Genomic DNA, 26925 nt, shown 5'->3' with positions numbered 1-26925 from the left:
CAAATAGTACTCTTTATGCGAACTTGTTAAAGTTCAGGGAACACTGCTGAGGTACCTCGTTGAAAATATCAGCTAATAACTCATCAGTACTATTCTTCATCTGAGAAAATAAAGCTCTCAAAGCAGTGAGTTCTGATTGAATCGCAGCACTATTTCGAGGAGGTGTCATTGATCCCTTAATTCCTATAGCATAGACTCCCTGCACGGTATGATATAAAGCAAACTGTTCTCCTAATTGTGTGATATCTAATGCGATTTTATGTCTTCGTCCACTATAATAATCATAAACTTGAGGCACATCATTCAGCTTTTCCTGAGATACTATTCCAGTATTTTTTAAATCAGTGCTGCAATACAATTTTAACATGGTCCATGGAAAATATTTGCGCTGAGCTTTACCCAATTTAAGCCATGCTTGATTAAGTTCGGATTCAGATATCCTGTGAGCGGACCAGTCACGACAACAGCTAATATAATGTTCATAGATATCGAAGAGATGGGTTAAATCCACATGTTCGGGTGGATTATCCTGAAGTAAAGTAATCATTTTTTTATTTTCTTCAGTACACTTTTTTTCAATATTTTTTTTAAAGAGTTTTAACATATAACGATCGCAAAATATAAAAGCATAAGATAAAGGTGTTATGGATCGAAGGGGAAAATTTTCTGTTAATTCGCCATATTTAAATAATAGTTGGGGTTCTTTATCGAGAAATTTTTCTACCATAGGATAATTTGCTTTCTTCACATGTTCAAAAAATGCCTTTTTCTTACATCGTTGCAGGGAGCTATGAAATAATTGATTAATTCCTGTGGAAATGGTGGATAAATGAACTTGTTGTTCCAGATTAAGGTGTTTTGAGATACATTCTGCAGTATCTTCTATGAGAGTCTCAAAAGTTGTATACATTAGGTAACTACCTGTTTGGCAATAAATATAATAATTTGGACTCAAATTATACTACTTTATACTTATATTGTGTGATCTAATTAAAAAAATAACTATTTTTGAAATAAAAGATCTTTAATTTAACGGGTTACTCTGTGCTATTCGATGTTCTATAAATAAAAAAATTTAAAGGCTTGAAATCTTATCAGGTGCCCCCATCTTTGGTTTTCACCTTGCTAAGCTGTCGGATTAGGAGTCATTGCATGAGTAAAAAACAAGATAAAAGAAATTGGCATCAACTTAAAAAAGAACATGAATCTAAAGAATCCAAAGAAGTTGAGCATCCTGAAGGTACTCTAGATCTGCCTGAAGAGATAGAACACCTGGAACCTTCTTTAGATCATCCAAATTACATTGAATTGAGTGAAAAACTCACTCTTGCTGAACAGCAATCTCATGAAAATTGGGAAAAAGCTGTCCGTGCCCAAGCGGAGTTGGATAATGTACGTCGCCGTGCTGAGCGTGAGGTAGCGAATGCTCATCGTTATGGTGTTGAGAAGTTAATTACTGATTTATTACCGGTGATCGACAGCCTGGAGCAAGCCTTGCAGCTGGCTGTTAAAGCAGAAGATGTATCAATGCACGAAGGTTTGGAATTAACTTTGAAGCTTTTTATGGATGTATTGAAGAAATTCGAGGTTCAGCAAATTGACCCTATGGGCACGCCCTTTGATCCGCAGCTTCATGAAGCAATGTCTATGCAGGCTGCACCCGATGCAGAACCCAATATAGTATTAGCGGTATTCCAAAAGGGATACAAACTCAGTGATCGCGTGATTAGACCAGCGCGTGTTGTCGTATCAAAAAAATAAAAATGTGCGCTTTGTGGGTTGAAATTGGCAAGTTATACCCCATATAAGAATCATCGCATTAGAAATTATTACTTTGGAGCAAGAATAGAATGGCTAAAATTATAGGAATCGACTTAGGTACCACCAACTCATGTGTTGCTGTCATGGAGGGTGATAAACCTAAGGTTATTGAAAACAGTGAAGGTCACCGCACTACTCCTTCCATCGTCGCTTATACAGATGACGGTGAAGTATTGGTTGGACAATCTGCAAAACGTCAAGCAGTAACTAACCCGGATAATACTCTATTTGCAATTAAGCGATTGATTGGTCGTCGTTTTGAAGATGCGGTTGTACAAAAAGATATCAAAATGGTGCCATACAAGATTGTTAAAGCAGACAATGGAGATGCTTGGGTTCGTGTGAAAGATCAAGACAAAGCACCACCACAGATTTCTGCTGAAGTACTACGTAAAATGAAAAAAACCGCCGAAGATTACCTCGGTGAAGAAGTGAAAGAAGCGGTGATTACCGTACCTGCTTATTTCAATGATTCTCAACGCCAGGCAACCAAAGATGCTGGCCGTATTGCAGGTCTTGATGTAAAACGTATCATCAACGAGCCTACTGCTGCTGCTCTTGCCTATGGCATGGACAAAAAACGCGGTGATTCAATCATTGCTGTGTATGACCTTGGTGGTGGTACTTTTGATATTTCAATTATTGAAATCGCAGAAGTTGATGGAGAACATCAATTCGAAGTACTCGCAACAAATGGTGATACTTTCTTAGGCGGTGAAGACTTTGACTTGGCTTTGATTGAATACCTGGCTTCTGAATTCAAAAAGGATACTGGTATTGATTTACACAACGATCCATTAGCGTTACAACGACTGAAAGATGCCGCTGAAAAAGCAAAAATTGAACTTTCTTCAGCACAGCAAACAGATGTTAATTTACCTTATATTACAGCGGATGCTTCTGGACCAAAACACTTAAATATCAAATTGACTCGCGCCAAATTGGAGTCTTTGGTTGAGAAGCTGGTTGAGCGTACTGTAGAGCCTTGTAAAATCGCATTGAAAGATGCTGGACTGACTGTATCACAAATTAATGAAGTCATTTTGGTGGGGGGGCAAACCCGTATGCCTTTAGTCCAAAAAACAGTAGAAGAGTTTTTTGGTAAAGAGCCGCGTAAAGACGTTAACCCTGATGAAGCAGTTGCTGTAGGTGCTGCCATCCAAGCTGCAGTATTATCTGGTGAAGTAAAGGATATTTTGTTGCTTGACGTAACGCCTTTATCTTTAGGTATTGAAACCATGGGTGGCGTAATGACCAAACTCATTGAGAAAAATACCACAATTCCCACTAAAGCCAACCAGGTATTCTCTACCGCAGATGATAATCAAACAGCTGTTACTGTACATGTGTTGCAAGGTGAAAGAGATCAAGCGTCAGCGAATAAATCTTTGGGCCGCTTCGATTTAGGTGATATTCCTCCTGCACCACGTGGCGTACCCCAAATTGAGGTAACTTTTGATATCGATGCAAACGGTATCTTAAATGTTTCTGCTAAAGATAAAGCGACAGGGAAGGCTCAATCAATTGTCATTAAAGCATCCAGTGGTTTGAGTGATGAAGAAGTGGAAGCAATGGTCAAAGATGCTAAATCTCATGCTGATGAAGATAAGAAATTTAAAGAAATGGCAGAGCTGCGCAATCAGGCAGACAGTTTGATTCATAGTTGTGAAAAATCTATGAAAGATCTGGCAACTGAACTCAACGAAGATGAGAAAAAAGGGATTGAAAATGCTATTGCCGAATTAAAAGAGGCAGTTCAGGGTAGTGATAAAGCACAAATTGAAGACAAATTAAAAGTGCTAAGCGATGCTTCTGCAAAAATGGCTGAACGAGTTTATGCTAAAAAAGCATCAGAAGGACAAGCAGGGCAAACAGGACAAGAGCAGGCACACCAAGAACAAGCGCAATCCCAAGAATCAGCTAAAACGGATGAAGGTGTTGTAGATGCTGAGTTCGAGGAAGTTAAAGACGATAAGAAATAATTGGTGCTATATCGTGACTTAGTAACTTAGGTGCTTTGTAGCTTAGGTACAGTGAAGCGGAACCCGGAATTAAGAGCTTATTTATGCTTGGAATTCCGGGTTTCGCTTCGCTGTACCTAGACCACATTGTCCATTTTAATTTTTAATATTGTGAGTAGTTATGGAACAGCGGGATTATTATGAACTTTTAGAAGTAAGTCGAACTGCAAGTGACGCTGAAATTAAAAAAGCATATCGCAGATTGGCAATGAAGTATCACCCTGATCGTAATCCTGGTGATTCTGCTGCAGAAGAAAAATTTAAAGAAATTCAATCCGCTTACAGCATTCTTTCTGATCCACAAAAACGTTCCGCATATGATCAATTTGGTCACGCGGGTGTTGATCCTTCCTTGCGAGGCGGACCCGGAGGTTTTGGTGGGTTCGGAGGTTTTGGGGACGTCTTTGAAGATATTTTTGAAAATATTTTTTCGGGTGGACGAGGGGCTGGACGCCAATCTCGTGGTCAACACGGTGCTGACTTACAGTTTAATGTGCAATTAACACTTGAAGAAGCGGCGCAAGGTAAAGAAGTACAAATTACAGTTCCTAGACATGGTGCGTGTACTACGTGTAGTGGTAGTGGTGCCAAAAAAGGAACCCAACCAAAAACGTGTGAAACCTGCAGTGGTATGGGACAAGTTAGAATTCAGCAAGGTTTTTTCTCCATTCAGCAAACCTGCCCTAGTTGTCATGGTGAAGGAAAAATTATTTCTAACCCTTGTCCAGACTGTCATGGTCAAGGCCGGGTACGGGAAAGCAAAAAACTTACAGTTAAAATTCCCGCGGGTGTTGATAACGGCGATCGGGTTCGTTTAAGCGGAGAAGGAGAAGCGGGTACACATGGTGGGGGGCCTGGCGATCTTTATGTACAAATTAACATAAAAAAACATGCTATATTTGAACGTCATGAAAATGACTTACATTGTGAAGTGCCAATAAGTTTTATTATCGCGGCTATGGGTGGTTCTATAGAAGTACCAACCCTTGAAGGACGCGTCACTTTAAAAATCCCTGAAGAAACGCAAACCGGTAAAGTATTTCGTTTAAGAGGTAAAGGGATGAAGTCCGTACGTGGGCATGGCCAAGGGGATTTACTATGTAAAGTGGTTATAGAAACTCCTGTGAATTTATCGCGAGAGCAAAAAGAATTATTAAATAAATTCCAAGAATCACTGGAAAATTCTAAAGGAAAACATTCTCCACGCTCTAATTCTTGGTTTGCAGGTGTGAAAAAATTCTTCGAAGACATGAAATTTTGAAATAAGTAAGTTACAATTGCACATTTATCGAAATGTGCATTTTTTGAACTTAAGTGTCGAGGAATATGAATCACTTCCGGATGAAGCAAAGCTCTAGCCGGAAAAACCCTTGTCAGCGAAGTCTGGGATATGTTTTTTGCATCCAAGATGCAAGTTCAAATGCCAATAGAGTTTCCAGTTGAACCAAAAAGAGTAGATCCATGATGAACCAACCAGCAATTTTAGTATTAGCCGATGGTACCGTTTATGAGGGTATTTCGGTGGGGGCAACAGGCGATTGTGTCGGAGAGTTGGTTTTTAATACTTCTTTAACCGGTTATCAGGAAATGCTCACTGATCCTTCCTATGCACGACAAATCATTACCTTGACTACAGCACATGTAGGAAATACTGGATGTACGCATGAAGATATGGAGTCAAATAAAGTTTGGGCTGCCGGTTTGGTGCTTCGTAACTCTTCAATAATCCATAGTAATTATCGCGCGGAGCAATCTCTTCCAGATTGGCTCAAAAAAAATGGGGTAGTTGCTATTGCTGGAGTTGATACTCGCGATTTAACCTTACGTTTACGAGAGCATGGTGCTTTGGGTGCTTGCATTAGTACTGATGTAGGGAACCCTGAACTGGTTTTGGCAAAAGCACGATCCTTCTCTGGGTTGCAGGGTGTTGATTTGGCTCAGGAAGTTTCTAGAAAAACCATAGAGCGCTGGCATGATGGCCAAGGTGAATGGGGGAAGGATTCTCAGCCGCAACAATTTCATGTCGTTGCTTATGATTTTGGAGTAAAGCACAATATTCTGCGTATTTTGCATGACAAGGGGTGTCATTTAACTTTAGTTCCGGCAAAAACCTCTGCTGCGGAAGTTTTAGCGATGAATCCCAATGGAGTATTTTTATCAAATGGCCCAGGAGATCCACAGGCTTGCGATTATGCTATTCGCGCAACCCAGGAATTTTTGGCGCATGATATTCCTCTATTTGGTATTTGTCTGGGTTTTCAGATTTTAGCTTTAGCTTGTGGTGGAATGACCAAAAAAATGAAATTCGGTCACCATGGTGCGAATCATCCGGTAATTGAAACTGAAGGGAAAAAACGCGTTTTTATAACAAGTCAAAACCATGGTTTTGCGGTTGATGAAGAGAGCTTGCCCAAGTGTCTTTCCATTACTCATCGTTCTTTATTTGATAATACTCTACAGGGTATCAGACATAAGGAGAAACCAGCATTGGGTTTTCAAGGACATCCGGAAGCCAGTCCCGGACCCCATGATATAGAAATAATATTTAATGAATTTATACAATTGATGAAATAAATAGGACATATAAATATTTAAGAGGATTAATTAATGAATGAAAGTCACGTTTTTACGTCTGAGTCGGTTTCTGAAGGACATCCTGACAAAATAGCCGATCAAATTTCTGATGCAATTCTAGATGCTATTTTAATGCAGGATCCTGCTGCTCGTGTTGCTTGTGAGGTGTTTGTTAAAACGGGAATGGTTTTAGTCGGCGGGGAAATTACTACTAAAGCTTGGGTAGACGTGGAAGCGGTGACGCGACAAGTAATTAAAGATATAGGTTATAATAGTTCGCAAATGGGTTTTGATTGGGAATCTTGCGCCGTACTTTCTGCTATAGGCAAGCAATCTCCTGATATTGCTCAAGGTGTAGATAATAAAGAAACGAGAATTCTTGGTGCTGGAGATCAAGGTTTAATGTTCGGTTATGCCAGCCGTGAGACAGATGTTTACATGCCAGCTCCTATTGCCTATGCACATCGTTTGATGGAAAAACAAGCCCATTTACGTAAATCAGGAGCATTGCCCTGGTTGCGGCCTGATGCCAAATGTCAAATCACTTTAAAATATGAAAAGGGTATCCCTGTTGAAGTAGATACAGTTGTTTTCTCAACGCAACATGCAGCTGAAATTGGACATAATGATTTAGTCGAGGCCGTGCGTGAAGAAATTATTAAAACCACATTACCCGGCGAATGGCTAACACATAGAACACGTTACTTTATCAACCCAACAGGCCGGTTTGTTATTGGTGGACCTTTAGGAGATTGTGGGCTAACCGGTCGTAAAATTATCGTAGATACTTATGGTGGGATGGCGCGGCATGGAGGAGGATGTTTCTCAGGTAAGGATCCTTCCAAAGTAGATCGCTCAGCGGCATATGCAGCGCGACATGTTGCAAAAAATATAGTGGCTGCCGGACTGGCTGATAAGTGTGAGCTACAAATTTCTTATGCAATTGGCGTTGCTGAGCCCACTTCAATTTTTGTTGAAACTTTTGGTACCGGTCGTTTGCAGGATAGCGAAATTATTGAATTAATTAATGCTCATTTTGACTTAACACCCCAAGGTATTATTGAATATCATGATTTGCTTCGTCCAATCTACAGACAAACAGCTACTTATGGTCATTATGGACGTGAGAATCTTCCATGGGAACGTTTGGATAAAGTAACGGAGCTACGTAAAGCTTTATAGGGGTATGGCCTAAAGGAGGGCTCTAATGGAACTAGTCAATAAAGTAGGAGCAGGAAGTAAAATGGCTCAAGATTATAAAGTGGCTGATATATCGCTGGCTTCTTGGGGACGCAAAGAAATTGCAATTGCCGAAACCGAAATGCCTGGCTTAATGGCTTTGCGTGAAGAGTTTGCTGCAACAAAACCGTTAAAAGGCGCTCGCATTGCAGGTTGCCTGCACATGACAATCCAAACAGCAGTGCTGATTGAAACATTGATTGCTTTGGGTGCTGAGGTTCGCTGGTCTTCTTGTAATATATTTTCCACTCAGGATCATGCTGCTGCAGCTATGGCTGCTAAGGGCATTCCTGTTTTTGCCTGGAAAGGTGAAACTGAGGAAGAGTACTGGTGGTGTGTTGAGCAAACTCTTACTGGACCGAATCATTGGACTCCTAATTTATTGCTGGATGATGGTGGCGATCTGACACAAATCGTGCATCAAAAGTTCCCGGAATTATTATCTGGAATTAAAGGAGTGTCTGAGGAAACAACAACCGGTGTTGCCCGCTTGTATGAAATGGCCAAAAAAGGTGATTTAAAAATCCCTGCGATTAATGTGAATGATTCAGTAACTAAATCCAAGTTTGATAACATGTATGGATGTCGCGAGTCCTTATTGGATGGAATAAAACGAGCCACGGATGTGATGATCGCAGGAAAGGTCGCGCTCATTTTAGGCTATGGTGATGTGGGTAAGGGGTGTGCACAGGCATTACGTGGTCAAGGCGCTGTTGTGCTCATTGCTGAAATTGATCCTATTTGTGCGCTTCAGGCTGCAATGGAAGGGTATCGCGTGGTGACTCTGGATGATGTTGCCGAGCAGGTAGATATTGTGGTTACTGCTACGGGTAACTACCATGTAGTAACTCATGATCATATGAAGCGCATGCGTAATCAGGCTATTTTATGCAACATTGGCCATTTTGATTCTGAAATCGATGTACAGAGTTTAAAGAAATACCAATGGGAGAATATTAAGCCCCAAGTTGATCATGTAATTTTTCCTGATGGGAAGCGCCTGATTCTTTTAGCCGAAGGGCGGTTGGTTAATTTAGGTTGTGCTACTGGCCATCCAAGTTTTGTCATGTCAGCATCTTTTTCCAATCAAATTCTTGCGCAAATCGAATTATTTAAAAATGCGACTCAGTATGACAGGCAAGTGTATGTTCTTCCCAAATTATTGGATGAAAAAGTAGCTCGTTTGCATTTGGGACGCATCGGAGCGAAATTGACGCAACTTTCCAAAGAACAAGCGGACTATTTAGGCGTCGCAATTAATGGTCCCTATAAGTCTGAGCAATATCGTTATTAATTTTCTTTACTCCTAAAATACGGGTTCTGCTGCACAGAACCCGTACCTTCTTGATTTTTCACATCATTGTTTCTTTATAAAAAAATCTATTTATTTCAACAACATAAAACAACTGATTTTACAAAGAGATTTAATCATAACCACCTTTTAAAATTGTTGCGCATTTATAAAAAAAGCCTCATAATTCGCCCACATCTAACAATGTGTTTATATAAATCTCATAAAAGATTATTAGAGTTCATGATGTTCAATAGTTGTTAGTTGCATAAAAAAATTAATAAATATTTTTCTCAAGGATTGCTAACTATGTTTTCTACTCAACAGTCTATGTTTTCTTCTCTCCAAATTGAACAAGAACCCAGTGCCATTTCATTAGATGAGCTAAATACGCATAAAGCTTCTTTTAGATATTCAGAGTTGGATATTGAGAATCATAGCGAAAATAAGATTCCCGATTTTACGGGTAAAAAAGCCTTATTATTTATTAGCGTAGGCCAAGCTTATCATGAAAAGGGTAAGTTTTTAGCAACGATTGAATTAGTTAATAAATATTCTTTTAAATCATGTGACATTGTCATGGCGGATACTTTGCAAAGACATAATCACAGAGGTAATATGGGACTAGAAAAAGCTACTGAATTTTCTAAAAAAGCGGGCGATCTTTGGTTGGAACGCAGTCAGCATGCATTAAATCTTCTTAAACTACCGCATCAAATTATTCGCTGGGACGAATTACTTTCCCACCCAGATTATGATGGATTAAAAGAGTCAATCGTCAAAGAGTATAATGAAAACAAACAATATGCAGAAGCTATCCAAACGAATGTTCTTACTTATATTGATAGACTTTCTCTTATCAACCCGTTGACCGATAAAGATACATTATTTAGACACGGTTTGGATTACTTAATAGAAGAGTGCCCAATCGTTATGCCAATGTGGGCAAAAATGGGGTACGATTTTATTATTTATCCTAAACCACTTACTGTTGGTATGGCTAAAACTCGTGAGTTATTCCTTTCTGAAGAAGATCAAGATAAATGCCAATGGTTGTATCTTCGTTTTAAGAAAAAAAATGCTCAACCCTATTCTTCTACTGCTAATACCAGCAATTAATTTAAATAGTTGCCTAGGAAAATCAAATGAAAATATATGATCAAATACCTGTAATTGATGTATCTGCTTTGCGTACAGCAAAAACGAAGCAGGACTTAATGGGATTGGCAGAAGAGTTTAAGTATATCTACAGTAATATTGGTTTTGCTTATATTAAAAATCATGGAATTTCGAAATGTTTGGTAAATTCTATTTTTGAGCAGGCTAAGTTATTTCATCATCTTCCAGAAGAAGCAAAACTTAAAATCATTCAAAATGAATTTTTTAGAGGCTACATGCCGTTTGCTACGTCGATTCTCTCAGTATCAACACTGGGAGAGGCAATAAAACCGAATCAGAGTTCAGCGTTTATTCTCGGGCATGAAGTTGATGCCAATGATCCTGATTTTGAAATGGGAATTAATCTTGCTGGACCAAATCAATGGCCGGATGAAAAATTACTGCCTGAATTCAAGAATACATTAATTCATTATCGAGATGAATTAACCATGTTAGTAAGAAATTTAATTCGCGTGGTTTCTCTTTCAATGGGACAGGACTACTACGCTTTAGATAAATATTTTGTCAATCCGACTACTTTCTTACGGTTACAAAACTACCCAGCACAGCCTAATATTATCCCTGAAGATCAATATGGTATTGCACCACATACTGATTATGGAATACTCACCATTTTGGCTCAAGACTCCCTTGGCGGCTTACAGGTGAAACAACAGGATGATTCCTGGTTAGATGTTGAACCTTTAGAAGATGCATTTGTCCTGAATACAGGGGATATGTTACGCAGACTAAGTAATGACACTTATATTTCTACACCACATCGTGTTATCAACATTTCAGGAAAAGAAAGATATTCAATTCCATTTTTCTTTGAGCCTAATATGCATGCGCATATTTCTCCGCTGGTTATCAACAATGTTCCGCCAAAATATGAATCCATTGAATATGCAGGATATTTGATGAGACGTATCAAAGGCAATTATACTCTTGGTGCGAAAGAACTCGAAGATGTTGTTGAAACTGTTTAAAAATATTTTTCAAATTACATCCAATGTCCCAATTTTAAGGGACATTGGACTTTTTAATTTGTAACATTCCTTGAGGTAAATATGTCCAGCCATTTTCTTAACTTGAATGATCAAGAAGTATTATGTAGTCGTTTTAATCAACTATTAGAGCATGTTAAAAGCCATTTTCAATTTTATAAGGATTATTATCAGCATATAGAACATCCTATTGATTCCTTGAATGATTTAAAACATTTTCCGTTAATTGATAAAAATGTACCTAATATATCTGTCTTGGTTAATGAAGTGTTAGAAAGCAATCCACCTTCATATTTCGAAACAAGTGGAACTTCAGGAAATCCTTTCCCAGTTATCCCTGATCTCGGACCCGAACGAGGTGGGGAATTCGCAAACTTCATTTTTGATTGGCTTAACTTAGATAAAGATGAAGTGAAGCGCGCTATAATCGCACTTCCATTTGAAATGAATCCGATTGGAATAAAATATTTTGCAGGATTAACCAAAGCCGGGATCACTGCTATTCCAGCTGGGGTAAAAACTCTAGTATGTATGCCCCAAAAAGTAATCGAACTTATAGAGCGGTTAAAACCGGAGCTTCTGATTGGAAGACCCCTGGAAACCCTTCGCTATGCACAAGCAATGTCAGAACAAGGTATTGATCCATGCAAATCTTCTATAAAGAAAATAATCTTAACCGGTGAAATTATTTCAAAAGCGAAGTTCCAAAGACTGAGTAAAGTCTATGGAGGCGCCTCGGTACACGGCGTATATGGTTTGACTGAGCTGGATAGTGGAGGTTTGGTTTCGTGCAGCAAGCATAACTACCATTTGCCCTCCAATCCTTATTTGATTGTTGAATTACTTAAAGATGATTTTGTAACTCCCGTAGATCAAGAAAATGAAATAGGTAACATCGTTTTAACCAATACCAATGTAAATTATATGCCTTTATTGCGTTACAAAACGGGTGATTTTGGAACGCTCCAATTTAATTGCGGCTGTGAATACGATACACCCGTGATTCACGTACTTGGCCGGGCTGCGGATAAGATATACTGTTCCAAAAACAAACTCTCAGTATTTCCAATTCAAATTGAAGAGATCCTCTTCCAATTTGAAGAAATTGGTTGCGATTATCAAATTATCTCTAAGAATGAGCAGATAGAAATTAAAATCGAACTTAATTCAAGCTTAAGTGAGGATAAGAAAAATGCATTAATTAACGACGTAAAAGAGAAGATTAAGCAACAGTTAAATATTGATATTGAGAAAATCACTGTTTATAACCCTAATTCATTAGCAAACAAATTAGGAGTAGCTAAAGCAAAAGCAGGAACACTTTATAAACTTGATAATTTAAGTGAAAGTGAAATTGCTGAACGCTTACAGATTAACTTCTAATTGGTTCTATAGATTCGTTCACGTCCATATTCGCACTTTAAGCCTGTTTCCTCAAAGGCAAGCTCTCCTGATACCGCGCATAAAGCGCGGTACGAAGAATAGAGAAACTTGTGAGAATCTCCCAGGTTTTAAGTGCAAAGAGAAGAGGTAAAATTATTATGATAAATTGGGATGCAATCAGAGATCTTTATCCTGTGGTACAACAACAAACCTATTTTATGACTGCTGGAGGTGGGGCGCTTCCTTTACCTGTACTTAAAGCAATTCAAAATCGATATGAAATTGTTGCTCAGATGGGTGGAAGAGTCTTCGGAGAAAACATTCAAATAATGGAACATTGCAGGGAAAAAATAGCAAAATTAATTAATGCAGATAAAGAGCACATCGCTTTTATACCTCATGTATCGTTTGGCATGAACGCGATAGCCCAGTCTCTTGAACCCCAAAATTCTGTCTTAATTGCAAAAAACGATTTTGGATCTACAGTTTTGCCATGGAATAATAATGGTCATAACATCCACTGGGTAGATTCTTTACAGGAATTGCTCGAAGCTATTTCAAGCAAAAATATGAATCAAATTTCATCGATTGTTACTAGCTTTATTCATTATGGAAATGGCTATAAGCTTCCTTTGGAACTTATTAAGGAATATTGTCCAAATGCAAACTTTATCGTGAATGGAACCCAAGGAATTGGTGCTTTCCCTATCGATGTGGAAAAGCAAAAAATCGATGCTTTAATATGTTCTTGTTATAAATGGCTGGGGTGTGGGGAAGGAATTGCATTTATGTATATTAATCCGGACTTCTTTAAAAAATTACAACCAAGCCTTGTCGGTTGGCGAAGTGTAGAAAGTGCGATGAGTTTCGATGGAAAGTGCTCGTTTTATAATACAGCGCGAATTTTTGAACTTGGCTGGGATAATATGACCATTTTTTCTGGTTTAGATGCAGCTTTGGATTTAATCAATGAAATCAGTATCCCTTTAATCAGTGAACGAATTAAATCGCTCACAAATTATTTAGTTGAGAAGGTCAAAGCAATCAATATTCCTATCAAATCTGATTATCCTGGTTCTTACAGATCGGGAATCACTCTATTGGGCCCCTTTAACAATTTAGAACAGGTTATGAAAAAATTGGAAGAAAATAATATTTGGGTAACCCAACGCGATGGAGGAATCAGGATTTCGTTACATTATTTTAATAATGAAAGTGACATTGATCATTTAACTCATGTTTTATCACAAACAGAAGTTGCTTAACAAAAAGTATTATTAGGACTCTATCGTTGGGAAAACGATAGAGAGCCTATAAGCATCACCATCTATCTGATTTTGCATTTTGAGCAAAATACTCATCAAGCCTACGTTTCGTTCCTGGGCTCACCATATCCGGTAATTTGTTGTAATCATACCAAGCCATTTGTTCAATTTCAGGAGAATAGGCTTTTGCTGAGATAAAGTGTTTAATAATAAAGATTATCGGATAGTCATATACTCCCATATAAGTATGAAAATAAATCCCAAATAGTTGTGGCTCTTCAGTGGGGGTTATGCCTACTTCTTCTTTTAATTCACGTATTATTGCTTCTTTAGCGGACTCACCTTTTTTTACACCTCCACCTGGAAGATACCAATGCGGCTGATAGGTATGTTTTACCAGAAGGATCTGATGGTTATGATTTAAAATAATGGCACGGGAACCAAGAGTTTTTAAACCAAATAAAGATTGTAATTTTCGTATGCAGCGAGTGGCGTTTTTATAAAAAAAATATCGAAGGTTCATCATGAGTTTTTTTAATACAAACAAAGGGATAGATGCAGTATATAGAGCGTGTGAAGAATTTCAACACGCTATTTTTTAAGATTAATACATTACGTATAGGAGAGTAACATTTTGGGATAAGTTTGATCTTGTTTTGCCCTGTTTCTTATTGCATACTGAATTGCGACTTATTTTATAAGGAGATTGTTGCATGTTTAAATCAGGGATTTTGGGTTTAGGTCTTTTATCTATCGCACATACTGTTTTTGCTTCACCCGATCAAGATAGCGTTCGACTCATAATAAAATATAAAGAACAAATAACTAGGTTCCGTGAACCAATTTTCTAGCGCATCCATATAAGCGCTCCGGCCAAATGTAAGAACCCGGAAAAAGCGGTCGTTGTTTTATCAAAACGAGAAAAAACACGCCGAAAGTGTTTGATTTTGGAGAAAAAAGCTTCAACTAAAAACCGCTCTTTGTACTGCTCTTTATCGATTTTTCTTGGGTTCTTCGCATTCTTTTTTGACGGAATGGTTGCAATACAGCCTTGACTCTCCAGTGTGTCAACAAGTGCCTGTGAATCATATCCTTTATCTGCAAGAACTATCGTGTCACGCTGCTCCTTCAATAGCTCTGCTGCTTGAGTAATATCGTTTCGATGTCCCCCGGTCAGGATAAACTTAATCGGATTCCCCAGTCCATCCACCAAAGCGTGAATTTTAGTGGTAAAACCTCCTTTACTGCGCCCCAATGCCTGAGCATCATTCCCTTCCTTGTCGTAACCAGATGCACACGCATGCGCGCGCACTATGGTGGCATCAATCATGACGGCTTGATCATCAACATCGCTAACTGAAGACATTAAGCCAGTCCAAATGCCGCGATCTGACCACATTTTATATCGCTTGTGAATTTTACGCCAATGTCCGTAATAGGGCGGGAGCAGGCGCCATTGACAGCCTGTACGTAATACATACCAGACTCCTTCCACAAAGCATCTTGTCTTCTCATTATTCTTAATGTGCAATCCTTTTACTCCTTGCAGAAAAGAATAAATTGTATCCCAGACTCGTTCTGATATATTATTATACATGTAGGCAGTTCCATTAGTGTTGTTAACGATCGCAATCGAATTTCACTATAAAAACTGCCTACTTTTCAAGTAATTAAAAAAATTGGTTCACGGAACCTAGTGTTTCTTCTTTAAAGTCACAAATAAAGCAGGTAACCCAGTTACCCGTGAAAGAATTAAATCCTATGGCTAATGGTGCTTTTTTATTAATTTTAGACACAACAAACAGTACTTTGGCTAAAGAAGTTGATAAAGATGCTTCGTCTTTGATTTTGGAGCGTTTGCGTAAAAATCCCCAAGTCTTATACGCAGTTAAAGACAGAATTAGTTATTTTAAACCCGTTCCGGATCCTGAGATTTTGGGTACAGGTGATTTATTATCGCACGAAAGTCAGTGGGATGAGTTTTCCCGTCCTGCAGGGATTATGTTGGAATCCAAGCCTGGAGTGAGAGATGGTGCTTGGGCCTATACCACTGGTTTTTCTAAAAAGCCAATAGTCGTTGCAGTCTTAGATACCGGGATTGCTTTAAATGATAGTTTGATCAATAACCTGGTAAAAGATAGTGCAGGCAATCTATGGGGTTGGAATTTTGCAGGAAATAATAATAACTTAATCGATGAAACCCGATCCTACCATGGTACTCATGTCGCTGGAACTATTGCGGGTTATGGGAACGTTATGAGCGGCATGGGTGAAGATTTAAAAATTCTTCCTTTAAAAATTCCTGCTGCTAATGGCATGTTCTATGAAAGCTCAGTCATCAATGCCATTTATTGGTCTGTAGGAGGAGATGTTCCTGGAGTACCTTCTAATATTCATCCTGCCAAAATTTTGAACATGAGCTTTGGCGTGGACAAGGGCCCAAAAGAAGAAATTGATTATTGTGATCAAGCGTTACAGGAAGCAGTCTTTTTTGCACGCAAAAAAGGAGCGGTACTCGCTATTGCAGCAGGAAATGATAATGTTTGGGAACATTTTAATGCACCTGCAATCTGTAATGGAACCATTAAAGTTGCCTCTACTGGACCCGAGGGGCTTAGGTCCTATTTTTCGAACTATGGCCCAAGCGTTACTTTATCTGCTCCAGGGGGGGACAAACGCTATGGTACTTGGGGAGGAATTTTATCCACAGTAAATCCCGGAGGTGGTTATAATGGATCTGGTTTTGATTTTTATCAAGGGACCAGTATGGCAACCCCCCATGTTGCTGGTGTTGCTGGATTGATTATTGCAGCCAGTGAAAAAGTGCTTAGTCCAGAACAAGTGGAACAATTACTCTATACAACGACGCATGATTTTGGAGTAAGTACTGATGCCAACAAATCATGTGTTGGTAAGAAACCTTGCGGACATGGAATTTTGGATGCTGAAAATGCGGTTAAGGCAGCAGCAGCGGGTTATGATCTCCTCTTTTCCGCTCCAAAAATGGAACGTTTGGCAATTCAAAAATGTGGAAAGGATGCATTAACTCCCAACAAGGCTCGTGTTATTTCAGAGGGGGGAGTTTGGATAAAAAACCACACCACATGCGAGGCTGTAGCAAACTTTCAAAAACCTCATATAGAACAAACTAAAAAGGGAACGATTATTGCCTATTATGGTTCTGTAAGTTATCGGCTCGATCAAAGTGCTTACAAGTCATGCCATGTGATTGGTTATGATGGAGTAGGGTGTTATTTATAATTGCATCTTTTCCTCGATAGATATGCTGTGTATGGTTCTTAATCGTCCTACGTCCCGCGGTTTATCCGCGGGATCCAATACGTTCTTTAAAAATAATAACATTGAATTTTTAAACTAAAATTTAAAAACTTTGGAGTTATTTTCTAAATTCTTATGAAAAAAGATAAGAAATTTTCAAGCTTTAATGAGTTTTATCCTTTTTACCTGCGTGAACATAAAACAGTGATGTGTCGGCGTTTGCATGTTCTGGGAACTTCTTTAGCTTGCTTGAGTTTTCTTTTTTTTCTTTTCACTTGGAGTTACTTATGGCTTATTCTGATGCTTATGGTGGGTTATGGATTTTCCTGGATTGGGCATTTGGTCTATGAAAAAAATAAACCCGCTACATTTCGTTATCCTTTATATAGTCTGGTGGGCGATTTTGTCATGCTTTGGCAGATTTTGAGAGGAAAATTAAAAATATAATCCAAGAAGTTCTAAGCCATATGCCTGTATTTTTGTTTAAAAATAGTCTAAATTGCAAATAGAGGTTTCGCATAAGGAGTGTGCAATGATATTAGAGAGTCCTGCGTTTGCTCATAATGCGCTTATTCCTAAAGAATATACCTGCAATGGTGACGATCATTCTCCGCCATTAATATGGAAAAATGTACCTAAAAATACTCAATCTTTTGCTCTAATCATGGATGATCCTGACGCGCCAATGGGATTGTGGGTACACTGGATTTTATTTAATCTGCCTGCTGATTGTCACGAACTTAAAACAGGAAGTATTCCGTTGAATGCAATCAGTGCGCGAAATAGTTGGAACAGAACAGGCTATGGTGGACCTTGCCCCCCAAGCGGTACGCATCGTTATTTCTTTAAACTCTATGCTTTAGATACTTTATTAAATCTAGGAGAGCATGCGACAAAAAAGGAAATAGAGACTGCCATGCAAAATCACATTATTGAGCATGCTGAATTAGTTGGCAGATACAGCAAACCTTCTTAATGATAGTGTAATAAGTAACATCTTGCCTACGTCTCGACCAAGTTGCGGGAGGCATGAAGGTGATTGGTCAAAGGAGAGGCCTATGTGTCGATCGTGCATGAAAGGGATCCGAGATGGATTCCGCGCATAAAGCGCGGAATGTAGTTTTTTTGATTTCTGGAAAGTAGATTTTATTTCAGGACAGAAGAATTAAAACCGAGCGATAGTCAAACCACAACACGATTCAGTGACTTCATTTAAATGTTCAACAACAGTACTTAGGAATCGAGTAAGCAAATATATGGGATTAAAAACAATAGAGGCAACTGCAGCACAGACTGCGATAATACCCATAGTTGCATCCACAATAGTATGTGCTGCACAGGTTTTGAATGCAGAACAAGTACTGGAACTGATATCTGAACTAGGGGCAAAAATTGCTAATAACAAAGCTGGGACGGTTAACAATAAAGCAGCCATCAGAAAAATAAAGCTTTTTAAAAACAGCAATAATGCATTCACCCCTAACCAGATAGGACAATAAATGGGGCGAACAATTAAGTCAGCACAGTCCTCTGTAAAGTCTTTTCTAAAGTTATTCTTTTCATGAATAGGTTTAAAATAAGATGGATTGGGGATTGGAATCAACTCAGCGTATTTGCTTCGCAAACTATAATATTGATCCCAAGTCGATCCTAACTTTGAAAAAAAACCGGGCATAACATCTCTCTTTTTATTGTTAAGACTAGAATAATCCGGATACAAACTCAACTGCATCTGAATTCAAAAGTGTATTTTTATAATTAAGAAGGAATTTTTCCACACGCAATACGGTCACCGCCGCCCCCCAAAGTAGGATTATCACTATAATTATCTCCACCGGCGTGAATCATAATGGCATGTCCCTTAATATCTTTAGTTTTTAAACGAGGTGCTAATGTAGGAGTATTTGCTTCGCCATTACTATCCACAACCAACACAGGTAAATCACCTAAATGCCCCGTGCCATATGGACCAAGATGTTTATTGGTTTTGGCAGGATCTAAATGGGCGCCCGCTTTTTTAGCATGATCACCACAATCGGGGTGTTGGTGGATGTGGAAGCCGCGAGCTCCTGCAGGAAGCCCGGTCAATTGGGGCTTAATAAGTAAACCGTATTTGCTGTCCTCAAAAACGACTTTTCCTACTGAAGTTCCATCAGTGGTGGAAACATCACTCGTTACAGTTCCTGCAGTGGCCATTGATGCGATAAACAAGGTCATTGCCCCCAGAATTATTTGTTCTTTTTGTTTGAATTTATACATGGCTAAATCCTTTTTAGTGACAATTTTTTCATTCTAACATAGCATATCACTTATATGAGTTATTTAAATATTGAATTTAAAAGAACGTGAATAATTTATTAGAAATTAATTACGTCTTTAAGGTTTTTATTATGATTAAAAATTTAACGCCCAGTATCCGGACAGCTACATTAGATGATGCTGAAGCTATTGCTCAAATTCATATCTGTTCCTGGCAAAAGATGTATCGAGATTTCATTCCAGAAATTATATTACAAAACTTATCCTTGGAAGAACGAACTCTGCAGTGGCGCAATTTGATAGAGCAGGAAGTTAAAGTATTAATCATGGAAATCAACAATCAAACTGTTGGTTTTGCCAGCATTTGTCCTTTTCGTGATTTTAGTGCGGATAGATCAATGGGTGAGATCAGTGCTATTTATTTACATCCCGATTACTGGCGCATGGGATTAGGAACCCAATTATGTCTGGCTGCGATTTCTGAACTCGCAAATCAGGGATATAAGAAAATACTTCTATGGGTATTCGAAGACAATATTCAAGCACGCAAATTCTATGATGCCTTAGGTTTTGAAGCCACAAACTCAACCAAATTAGAAGAATTTTATGAGGGCGGGGCTTTATTAAAAGAAGTTCTTTATCAGAAAATCATTTAATTTATTGATCCGTTTTGCTTATGCGGAATTCAGCTTTGTTCTCCATTTCACGCTCGACTGGATGCCGCGCATAAAGCACGGCAGGTAGATCAAAAAAGATATGGACAAGGCAAACGCGTCTTATCGCATAAAACAAAATGCCTACGTTCCGCGCTTTATGCGCGGAATCCAGCCTTTTTGCCTCATGCAGATCAACTGGATGCCGCGCATAAAGCACGGCAAGTAGGCAAAAAAGATATGGACAAGGCAAACGTACCTTATCGCATAAAACAAAATGCCTACGTTCCGCTCTTTATGCGCGGAATCCAGCCTTTTTGCCTCATGCAGATCAACTGGATGCCGTGCATAAAGCACGGCAAGTAGGCAAAAAAGATATGGGACAAGGCAAACGCATCTTATCGCATAAAACAAAATACCTACGTTCCGCGCTTTATGCGCGGAATTCCCAGTGCTGTCATGCAAATAGACGCGCTAGAAAAGCTCGGTATGACAAGGAGATAAGAAAAGTGGTCTTCTGCTCAAAAGTTAGTTGTGTTTACCCTTTGCATGTCGAGTCATCTTAAGTTCCGCAGAACGTTTGATATACTCGTTCATGGGGCATAGGCAAACATTGTAATTTTTCAGTGTTTCTCTGTTGGCGATAAGGATTTTTCAGTACTGCTAAAAGGGTATTCATTAAGGTACTGTCATTGTTTTCAATAAAGTCTCTAATTGCATTTTCAATTAAGTGGTTTCTGGGAATATAGGCTGGGTTTATTTGATTCATCTTGGATTTTATTTTGTTGACCTCAACATTTTGTTGTTTAATACACACTAACCAATCAGTAATCCACTGTTTACTGTTAGGTTGATTTCCTAGTGCGTTGATTAAATCGTTCTGCGAGCGTTCACAATCAATGGCTTGGCTCAAAAGCCTAAAGGTATTTGTAAAATCCGGTTTATGTTGCTGTAATAACGCGAAAAAATTATTAATAAGTTCTCTCGTATGAGTATGTTCTTCAGAAAGGCCTAACTTCTCTCTTATTTTTTTGTTCCAGTATTGAGAAAAGCGTTCTGTGAATGAGTTGAGCACTTCGAGCATTTGTTTGGGTGCTTCCTTATCTTTAAATAGGGGCAATAAGCTTAGACTAAATTGTGCTAAATTCCACTTTGCTATAGCGGCTTGATTTCCAAATGCATAACGACCTGCATGATCAATAGAGCTAAATACAGTACCAAAGTCAAATTCATCCATAAACGCACAAGGGCCATAATCGATGGTTTCACCGGATATGGTCATATTATCTGTATTCATGACTCCATGAATAAAGCCGACTCCCATCCATTCAGCAATGAGGTATGCTTGGCGATCCACAACTTTTTTAAACAGTTCGAGATAGGGGTGTGCGCTGGGTAAAAGTTCGGGATAGTGTCTTTCAAGAGCATAGTTCGCGAGGGATTGGAGTAAGTGGTTATCTTTTTGAGCAGCGGCGTATTCAAAAGAACCTACCCGCAGGCTGCTGGATGCAACTCGGGTTAATACACCTAATGGTACAGGGCCATCTTGGCGATAGATCTTTTCTTGGCTTGCTATGGCAGCTAGGCAACGGGTAGTTGGAATATTTAAACCGTGCATTGCTTCACTGATTAGATATTCTCTTAATACTGCGGAAAGGGGAGCTCTACCATCGCCCATTCGCGAAAACATTGTTTTTCCCGAGCCTTTGAGTTGTATATCCCATCGCTTTCCATCTTGACTGCATAGTTCACCAAGTAACACAGCGCGCCCATCTCCCAAAAGGGGAACATAGTATCCGAATTGATGTCCTGCATAGGCTAATGCAATGCTTTTAAGATGTGCAGGCACTCGGTTTCCGGCATAAAAAGAGATTATCTCTTTTTCATGGGTAGAAGAGGAGTTCGGAGCACAAAGATACGAAGCCAATTCGTGATTGAATTTAACTAAATAAGGATTTGCGATCGGCGTTGGCTCGATCACCTCATAAAAATTAGCAGGTAATTTGAGATAAGAACTCGGGTAAATGTAAGGAATCAAATCAAGCCAATCCATAAAAAAATTGTATGTTAAATGTTTAATGAAAATTTAAATAGCAGTTAGAATTTAAAAATTCATAAAAGCTAATTCATGAGAGCCATTACTGATTAATTAAAGGCTTCTTAACTATATTATAGCGTTTGTGAGCAGGCACACTAAAATTGAGGTATGGAGAACTCATTAATTTTAATTAGGGCTCAAGGAAACCCCTCGAAAAAAGATTGTAAGTTTATATTATACTGCAAATTTTTTTAAAAATTGGGAGAAATTAATTGAAATTGTTAATTAATCGATAAATCAATAGGGATGCGCGTTGAGTTTGGGTTAAAAGAGAAGGGACATCTAAAGTTTCTTTTACTGAGTGTGCACCAGTGCCTACGGGTCCTAAACCTGCTAATGCCCCATTTACTAGAGAGGCAATGTGGGACACATCCCCGGCACCTCTTACACCTGGATCAAGAGGATGTACTACGCCTTGTCCTAAGTCTTCACTGACTTCACTATATTGTTTTAATAACGCTTTATTGGCTGGAGCAGGCGGCATACTCGGGATACCCTCTTGGAATATAACGGACGCTGTGGTACCAGGTAAGTGATGGGTAACAATATCAGTGATTTTTTTTTCTGCTGCCTTCTTTTGTTGTTCGCTAATAAAACGTAAATCGCCATTTGCCATCGCAATTTTTGCAATGACATTCCCCTTGCCAAAAGTCTCGCCTTGAATGTTATTTTTACTATTAATCGTGGTTCCACCTAAAACAAGGCCTGGACTAAATGATAAAAAGCGCTCCCCACTTAACTCAGTACGCATTGTATTTAGGATACGTACCAACTCATAAATAGCACCATAACCCGCTTGTTTTTGAAAAATTTCTGAGGAGTGTGCTTCATTACCATGAGTTTCTACTGTCCAGTGTGCTATGCCTCTACGCGCAATGGTTGCTGTATCGGGTGTAATTGCCCACTCAAAATCCAAGGCAATATCACTATTCTTTGCTGCATCGACTAAAGGTTTTCTTGAAATCGAGGTGGGTTTTCCAGAATCTTCTTCATCACCTGTTAAAATAACAGTTATATTTGCATTATCTAAAGCATGCATTTCGTGTAAGGCTTTTAAGGCATAAAGGATTACAACGATTCCCCCTTTGTCATCGATGACCCCCGGACCTGTTGCAACAGCTCCTTTATATTGAAAATGTTGAAATGGACTATCTGCAGGAAACACTGTGTCTAGATGGCCAATTAAAAGCAATTTTTTGCCTTTATGGCCAGTGCGCTGAGCAACCAAGGTTCCTGCTCGATGCATGGCTGGTGGTTCTGTAACCCAAAAAGTTTTAAATCCAAGTTGGTCTAGTTGCTGGCGTATTATGTTTCCAACCTTATCAATTCCTGTAAGATTTGTAGTGCCGCTGTTGGTATTGACTAATTGTTCTAATAATGAAAGTTGTTCTTGAGATTGAGTTGTAATGTACCGGGTTATCTGTTTTTCTATTGAACTGAGATTGTTTGCATTTACAGGTTGAATCCCTAGATTTAAAAATAGAAAAAGGATGCCAGCGAACTTTCTCATTATATTTCCGATAATTTAAATTATTTTATGAAGCAATCATACACCTTAGAAAGAAAGAAAAAACAGGGCCAAAAAATTTTTAATTTGTCCCATGGTGTGTTGGTCAATTTTCACTGCCTACGTCCCGCGCTTTATGCGCGGTATCCAGGGGATCTTGCTATAGAAATGCTCAGCGGCATCTTAAAATATCGTTCTGGATACCGCGCATAAAGCGCGGTATGTAGGAAAGCAGTACGTAGAGAAATTTAAGCGGTACGTAGAGAAACTTAAGTGGTACATGATAAATTTAGAAAACTGACGATCGTTCAGGGCTTGTCCGCAGGATCCAGAGGCTCTGCCCTAAAACACTGGACCTCGCGGACAAGCCGCGGGGCGTAGGCAAAGATGTGATCAAGAGACAGGAAAAAATCACGGGACATAGCTATGGAGGAATTGTCCACGTGCTAGTCATACTGATTATTTTTCTGTTCCTGTACCAAATCAAGAGTGAGCTCACAAGGAAAATAACCTTGTTTTGCGGTTTCGTTTAGAATTCGATCACAACAATGAGCAAGTGCAGCAAAATCCTGCGATGTATCTCCCTGGCGCTCAAGAAATGAAGCCGCTTCTCGAAATAAAGTGAGGCTTGACACCAGTTTCTTAGTATCCGTATCCCCATTCATAAGGATAAGAGCAGGGATTTTTCTTTTTAGTTGTTGTTCTACCAGTTGGCTTATTGCATCATAATTTTGAAAAAGTTCTTCATTTTGCAAATAGGCGCACGTTTCTTTGAAATCAACAATGCCAAAATGTTGAGCTATAGAACTGAACCCAAGCTGTTTTAACTGAGGAAAGACATACCATATCCAGTGGCTTTGTTTGCTTCCAGCTTTGAGTTCATCATAAGCCTGTTGGAATGAGATATATGCGTCTTGGCCTTGTTGTGCTTTGATAAAGCGTTGAATGGTGTTCATCATAAATCCCTTAAATGAATACTCTGTGCTTTTACGTTATATTAGTTAAGGTATTGTGGTATAACAAGTTGTTCACGGTTCTATGAGAGGAAAGCCATATTTGGCTCATCTTGAACGAAAAAAAGCTTATGAATGCTCGAATATTGAATCAGGCTCAAAAAAGGAATAACACCCATATTCCAGGGTGTTTTTATTTCCAAACAGTTTTAATAGTTCTTACTTCAGATTAGCTCGTCTGAACTCTGCTTCTTGTAAGCGTATAGCAAAATCTTCATCCGATTCAATTTGAGCGCCATGTTCATTCTTAAGAGCTTCTTCCTTATCAAGTTTATCAAGGTTTTCTATTCTTTTTTGAACACTAGCAAAGAACCTCGGATCGGATGCACTGACCATGAGTGTCTTTACGTGTTGTTGATAACGCTCTGCTTTCTCTTCATTAATTTGAGTGCTTACAGTTGCTGCAATTACTCGGGATTCTCTATCTTTAGAAGATTCATGCTCTTTAGAAGACTCACGAGTTTTAGAAGATTCCTGCTCTTTAGAAGACGTATGAGTTTCTTCTATTGGTTTTGGACTCTCAATACGTTTTTCAACAGGCTTAACTTTAGGCGCAGGCAATTCCTCTACAGTGGTTGTCCAATGGATTGACTGACCTTCGTTATTTAAAACAATAGTAGGGCACCCCTTCTTCGGTGCTCCATTGAGTTCATTGGTTACGTAGAGATTTACCTCAAGTTGCTCCGCAACTTCTTTTAAATCACTATGTGTTGCCCATCTTCCTTGTTCCTTAATCTTTTCTATACCTTTCAAAATGACGGAACGAGAATTTTCTTTACCACCAGAGAGCACGTCTGCCATTAATGCCTCTTTAACATGTGCATTTTCTATTTTTTGCCCTTGCTCAAAGGATTTACCTTGAAGCTTTGGCTCCAATGACTTCGCAGTTTTTTGCGCTAAGTCAAGGACTTCAGGTGATAAAGCCAACTCGTTGAACTGTTTTATTTTATCCAGTGCATTCTCTTCTTGCTCTTCTTTTAAGTAATAGTGCACTAACTCCATAAACTTATGATATACAGGTGAGCTTTCAACCTGGGTGCTTCCGCTACTTTTTGCTTGTGCTATTTTTTTAAGAAGATCATTTTTATATGCAGTGGCAGAAATATCTCTTAAAGACATTTGTAATTTAAGCAGGGTTTCTTTTTTATAAGTATAGGGAGATTCGTAGAGCTGATTTAAATCAATGTCTAGAATTTCTGGTAAGCTCACATGATTAAGACCTTTCTTTTGCCATTGAGTAAAAGTTTTGTTTTTCTTGTTTTCTTCGTATTCTTTTTGAATGGTCGCTATTAAACCTATAGCCAATGCATAAAATCCACAATCACCACCACCAGGATTATCTATTCTATAAGACATTTCATACTCGCTTTTAGGTTTGATATATATATTACACAAATTATACAATAATAACATTAAGTAATTATTATGTGAACGAAATGTGCTGATGAACCTTTAATGGACAGTGTGGCTTTTATAAAATAAAATATGATTTCATTTTATGCAAAAAATAGCGATTTAAAACTCAAAAGGAGGTAAGGAATATGAGTTTAATTGATAACAGGATTGTGAAAGCTTCCTTTAGAGAAAACCCAGTAGAAGAAAGAAAACGGTTCCCTCTATCTTCTTGTCTTATGCCCATCAGTGTGGGGCAACCCATCCATGAGGGTGAAAAATTTGCAGCGGTGATTAAACTCATTAATGGAGCATTTAAGCAGTGTACCATCCTTGTTGATGATAGTGTTCAACGCCATACGATGGGTATTATGCATCAAGGGACCCCGGATGAATTATATCAGCTTGCTGTAAAAGAAGGTGATGATTGGTTGCTGAGAAATGAAATGGCTTACAATCAATTAACCATACCCTTTGAAATTATGCGTTGGGATGATTGGTACAACAGTCAGAATTACATTGAAAGCTATATACGAGTACAAAAAGAATATGACTCCAATAAATCATTTCGTCATGCGATCCATGCCAATATCGATGATTTTTTAACACGCTACTTGAGCCGATTTTCTGCTGTGAATGTTGATTATGAGCGGGCATTCAGACTTTGTCTTGATTATTTGCTCGAAGAGTGTTCGGTGATGTGCCTATGGACAGAGAAAGCATATGATTTTGAAGTTTATCCCAGCGGCAGAAACAAGGCGATGGCAGCCACTTATGACTATTTAATCAAGCCTCATTATCCAAATTATTTAAGGCCAGTTGCACTTCGATTTAAAAAATATCCTGGAAAGGTAAAAGGAGATGAGTTTCAAACGATTCAGGAAGGTGCTCTGGAAAATGACTCTGTGGTTGGCGATTTTTAAGTGTTTTCATTTAAATGTGTAGCCTGGGTGCAAAAATATCTA

At 38.7% G+C, this 26925-nt stretch carries 23 protein-coding genes and 1 pseudogene; 15 read left to right on the top strand and 9 right to left on the bottom strand.

Translation table 11 applies throughout. The features are described from left to right. Nucleotides 1–13: 13 nt before the first annotated feature. Complete coding sequence (locus tag FOLKNPGA_RS13240; RefSeq protein WP_182350343.1) at nt 14–910, bottom strand: hypothetical protein; 897 nt, start codon at nt 908–910, stop codon at nt 14–16. 242 nt (nt 911–1152) lie between these two features. Here FOLKNPGA_RS13240 and grpE point away from each other — a divergent pair, with 242 nt between their 5' ends. From grpE to FOLKNPGA_RS13190, 10 genes are all read left to right on the top strand, one after another. Continuing rightward, nucleotides 1153–1761: a nucleotide exchange factor GrpE gene (grpE, locus tag FOLKNPGA_RS13235; RefSeq protein ID WP_182350342.1), complete on the top strand. Its 609-nt coding sequence runs from the start codon at nt 1153–1155 to the stop codon at nt 1759–1761. A gap of 89 nt (nt 1762–1850) precedes the next feature. Beyond that, a complete protein-coding gene (dnaK, locus tag FOLKNPGA_RS13230; RefSeq protein WP_182350341.1) occupies nt 1851–3803 on the top strand; it encodes a molecular chaperone DnaK in 1953 nt (650 codons plus the stop codon). Nucleotides 3804–3963: 160 nt separating this feature from the next. Further along, nucleotides 3964–5103, top strand: coding sequence for a molecular chaperone DnaJ (gene dnaJ / locus FOLKNPGA_RS13225; RefSeq protein ID WP_182350340.1), 1140 nt, complete (start codon nt 3964–3966; stop codon nt 5101–5103). Nucleotides 5104–5303: 200 nt separating this feature from the next. Further along, nucleotides 5304–6416, top strand: a complete 1113-nt coding sequence (gene carA, locus FOLKNPGA_RS13220; RefSeq protein ID WP_182350339.1) for a glutamine-hydrolyzing carbamoyl-phosphate synthase small subunit — start codon at nt 5304–5306, stop codon at nt 6414–6416. A gap of 33 nt (nt 6417–6449) precedes the next feature. Then, nucleotides 6450–7598: a methionine adenosyltransferase gene (gene metK / locus FOLKNPGA_RS13215; protein WP_182350338.1), complete on the top strand. Its 1149-nt coding sequence runs from the start codon at nt 6450–6452 to the stop codon at nt 7596–7598. A gap of 25 nt (nt 7599–7623) precedes the next feature. Beyond that, the gene (gene ahcY / locus FOLKNPGA_RS13210) at nt 7624–8949 is read left to right on the top strand and encodes an adenosylhomocysteinase (protein ID WP_182350337.1); all 1326 of its coding nucleotides are present in this window, start codon (nt 7624–7626) and stop codon (nt 8947–8949) included. A gap of 306 nt (nt 8950–9255) precedes the next feature. Then, nucleotides 9256–10065 (top strand): tRNA-dependent cyclodipeptide synthase, encoded by an 810-nt coding sequence (locus FOLKNPGA_RS13205; RefSeq protein ID WP_182350336.1) that lies wholly within the window; start codon nt 9256–9258, stop codon nt 10063–10065. 26 nt (nt 10066–10091) lie between these two features. Beyond that, complete coding sequence (locus FOLKNPGA_RS13200) at nt 10092–11093, top strand: isopenicillin N synthase family oxygenase (protein ID WP_182350335.1); 1002 nt, start codon at nt 10092–10094, stop codon at nt 11091–11093. A gap of 81 nt (nt 11094–11174) precedes the next feature. Next, entirely contained in the window at nt 11175–12494 is a 1320-nt protein-coding gene (locus FOLKNPGA_RS13195; protein WP_182350334.1) for a phenylacetate--CoA ligase family protein, read from the top strand. A gap of 158 nt (nt 12495–12652) precedes the next feature. Further along, nucleotides 12653–13759: an aminotransferase class V-fold PLP-dependent enzyme gene (locus FOLKNPGA_RS13190; RefSeq protein WP_182350333.1), complete on the top strand. Its 1107-nt coding sequence runs from the start codon at nt 12653–12655 to the stop codon at nt 13757–13759. Between the two features lie 55 nt (nt 13760–13814). On the opposite strand, the gene FOLKNPGA_RS13185 is transcribed toward FOLKNPGA_RS13190, so the two are convergent. Next, a complete protein-coding gene (locus FOLKNPGA_RS13185) occupies nt 13815–14285 on the bottom strand; it encodes an NUDIX domain-containing protein (RefSeq protein WP_255465977.1) in 471 nt (156 codons plus the stop codon). 321 nt (nt 14286–14606) lie between these two features. Beyond that, nucleotides 14607–15356, bottom strand: a complete 750-nt coding sequence (locus FOLKNPGA_RS13180) for an IS5 family transposase (protein WP_058441825.1) — start codon at nt 15354–15356, stop codon at nt 14607–14609. A 98-nt stretch (nt 15357–15454) separates the two neighbouring features. Between FOLKNPGA_RS13180 and FOLKNPGA_RS13175 the strand changes: the two are divergent. The 3 genes and pseudogenes from FOLKNPGA_RS13175 to FOLKNPGA_RS13165 all read left to right on the top strand — a co-directional run. Continuing rightward, nucleotides 15455–17020: pseudogene (locus FOLKNPGA_RS13175) on the top strand (S8 family serine peptidase); the annotation flags it as partial. Nucleotides 17021–17173: 153 nt separating this feature from the next. Beyond that, complete coding sequence (locus FOLKNPGA_RS13170; protein ID WP_182350332.1) at nt 17174–17485, top strand: DUF962 domain-containing protein; 312 nt, start codon at nt 17174–17176, stop codon at nt 17483–17485. Nucleotides 17486–17570: 85 nt separating this feature from the next. After that, nucleotides 17571–18014 (top strand): YbhB/YbcL family Raf kinase inhibitor-like protein, encoded by a 444-nt coding sequence (locus FOLKNPGA_RS13165; protein ID WP_182350331.1) that lies wholly within the window; start codon nt 17571–17573, stop codon nt 18012–18014. 189 nt (nt 18015–18203) lie between these two features. Here the strand turns inward: FOLKNPGA_RS13165 and FOLKNPGA_RS13160 are convergent, their stop codons facing one another. Together FOLKNPGA_RS13160 and FOLKNPGA_RS13155 are read right to left on the bottom strand one after the other, a co-directional pair. Further along, nucleotides 18204–18713: a hypothetical protein gene (locus tag FOLKNPGA_RS13160; protein ID WP_182350330.1), complete on the bottom strand. Its 510-nt coding sequence runs from the start codon at nt 18711–18713 to the stop codon at nt 18204–18206. A gap of 83 nt (nt 18714–18796) precedes the next feature. Continuing rightward, nucleotides 18797–19297, bottom strand: a complete 501-nt coding sequence (locus FOLKNPGA_RS13155; RefSeq protein ID WP_182350329.1) for a superoxide dismutase family protein — start codon at nt 19295–19297, stop codon at nt 18797–18799. 131 nt (nt 19298–19428) lie between these two features. Between FOLKNPGA_RS13155 and FOLKNPGA_RS13150 the strand changes: the two genes are divergently transcribed. Beyond that, a complete protein-coding gene (locus FOLKNPGA_RS13150) occupies nt 19429–19953 on the top strand; it encodes a GNAT family N-acetyltransferase (RefSeq protein ID WP_182350328.1) in 525 nt (174 codons plus the stop codon). A gap of 559 nt (nt 19954–20512) precedes the next feature. On the opposite strand, the gene FOLKNPGA_RS13145 is transcribed toward FOLKNPGA_RS13150, so the two are convergent. From FOLKNPGA_RS13145 to FOLKNPGA_RS13130, 4 genes are all read right to left on the bottom strand, one after another. Continuing rightward, on the bottom strand, nt 20513–21988 hold the full coding sequence (locus FOLKNPGA_RS13145; RefSeq protein WP_232891257.1) for a YdiU family protein: 1476 nt from the start codon (nt 21986–21988) through the stop codon (nt 20513–20515). A gap of 268 nt (nt 21989–22256) precedes the next feature. Beyond that, the gene (locus FOLKNPGA_RS13140; protein WP_182350326.1) at nt 22257–23558 is read right to left on the bottom strand and encodes a M20/M25/M40 family metallo-hydrolase; all 1302 of its coding nucleotides are present in this window, start codon (nt 23556–23558) and stop codon (nt 22257–22259) included. Between the two features lie 443 nt (nt 23559–24001). Continuing rightward, nucleotides 24002–24514 (bottom strand): DUF1810 family protein, encoded by a 513-nt coding sequence (locus FOLKNPGA_RS13135; protein ID WP_255465976.1) that lies wholly within the window; start codon nt 24512–24514, stop codon nt 24002–24004. Between the two features lie 213 nt (nt 24515–24727). After that, a complete protein-coding gene (locus FOLKNPGA_RS13130; RefSeq protein ID WP_182350325.1) occupies nt 24728–25924 on the bottom strand; it encodes a hypothetical protein in 1197 nt (398 codons plus the stop codon). A 185-nt stretch (nt 25925–26109) separates the two neighbouring features. On the opposite strand from FOLKNPGA_RS13130, the gene FOLKNPGA_RS13125 reads away from it, so the two are divergent. Beyond that, nucleotides 26110–26883: a hypothetical protein gene (locus FOLKNPGA_RS13125; protein WP_182350324.1), complete on the top strand. Its 774-nt coding sequence runs from the start codon at nt 26110–26112 to the stop codon at nt 26881–26883. Nucleotides 26884–26925 lie beyond the last annotated feature (42 nt).

It is taken from the genome of Legionella sp. PC1000, assembly GCF_014109805.1.
Taxonomy (GTDB): Bacteria; Pseudomonadota; Gammaproteobacteria; order Legionellales; family Legionellaceae; genus Legionella; species Legionella resiliens.
This window is presented reverse-complemented; position numbering and strand designations above follow the sequence as displayed.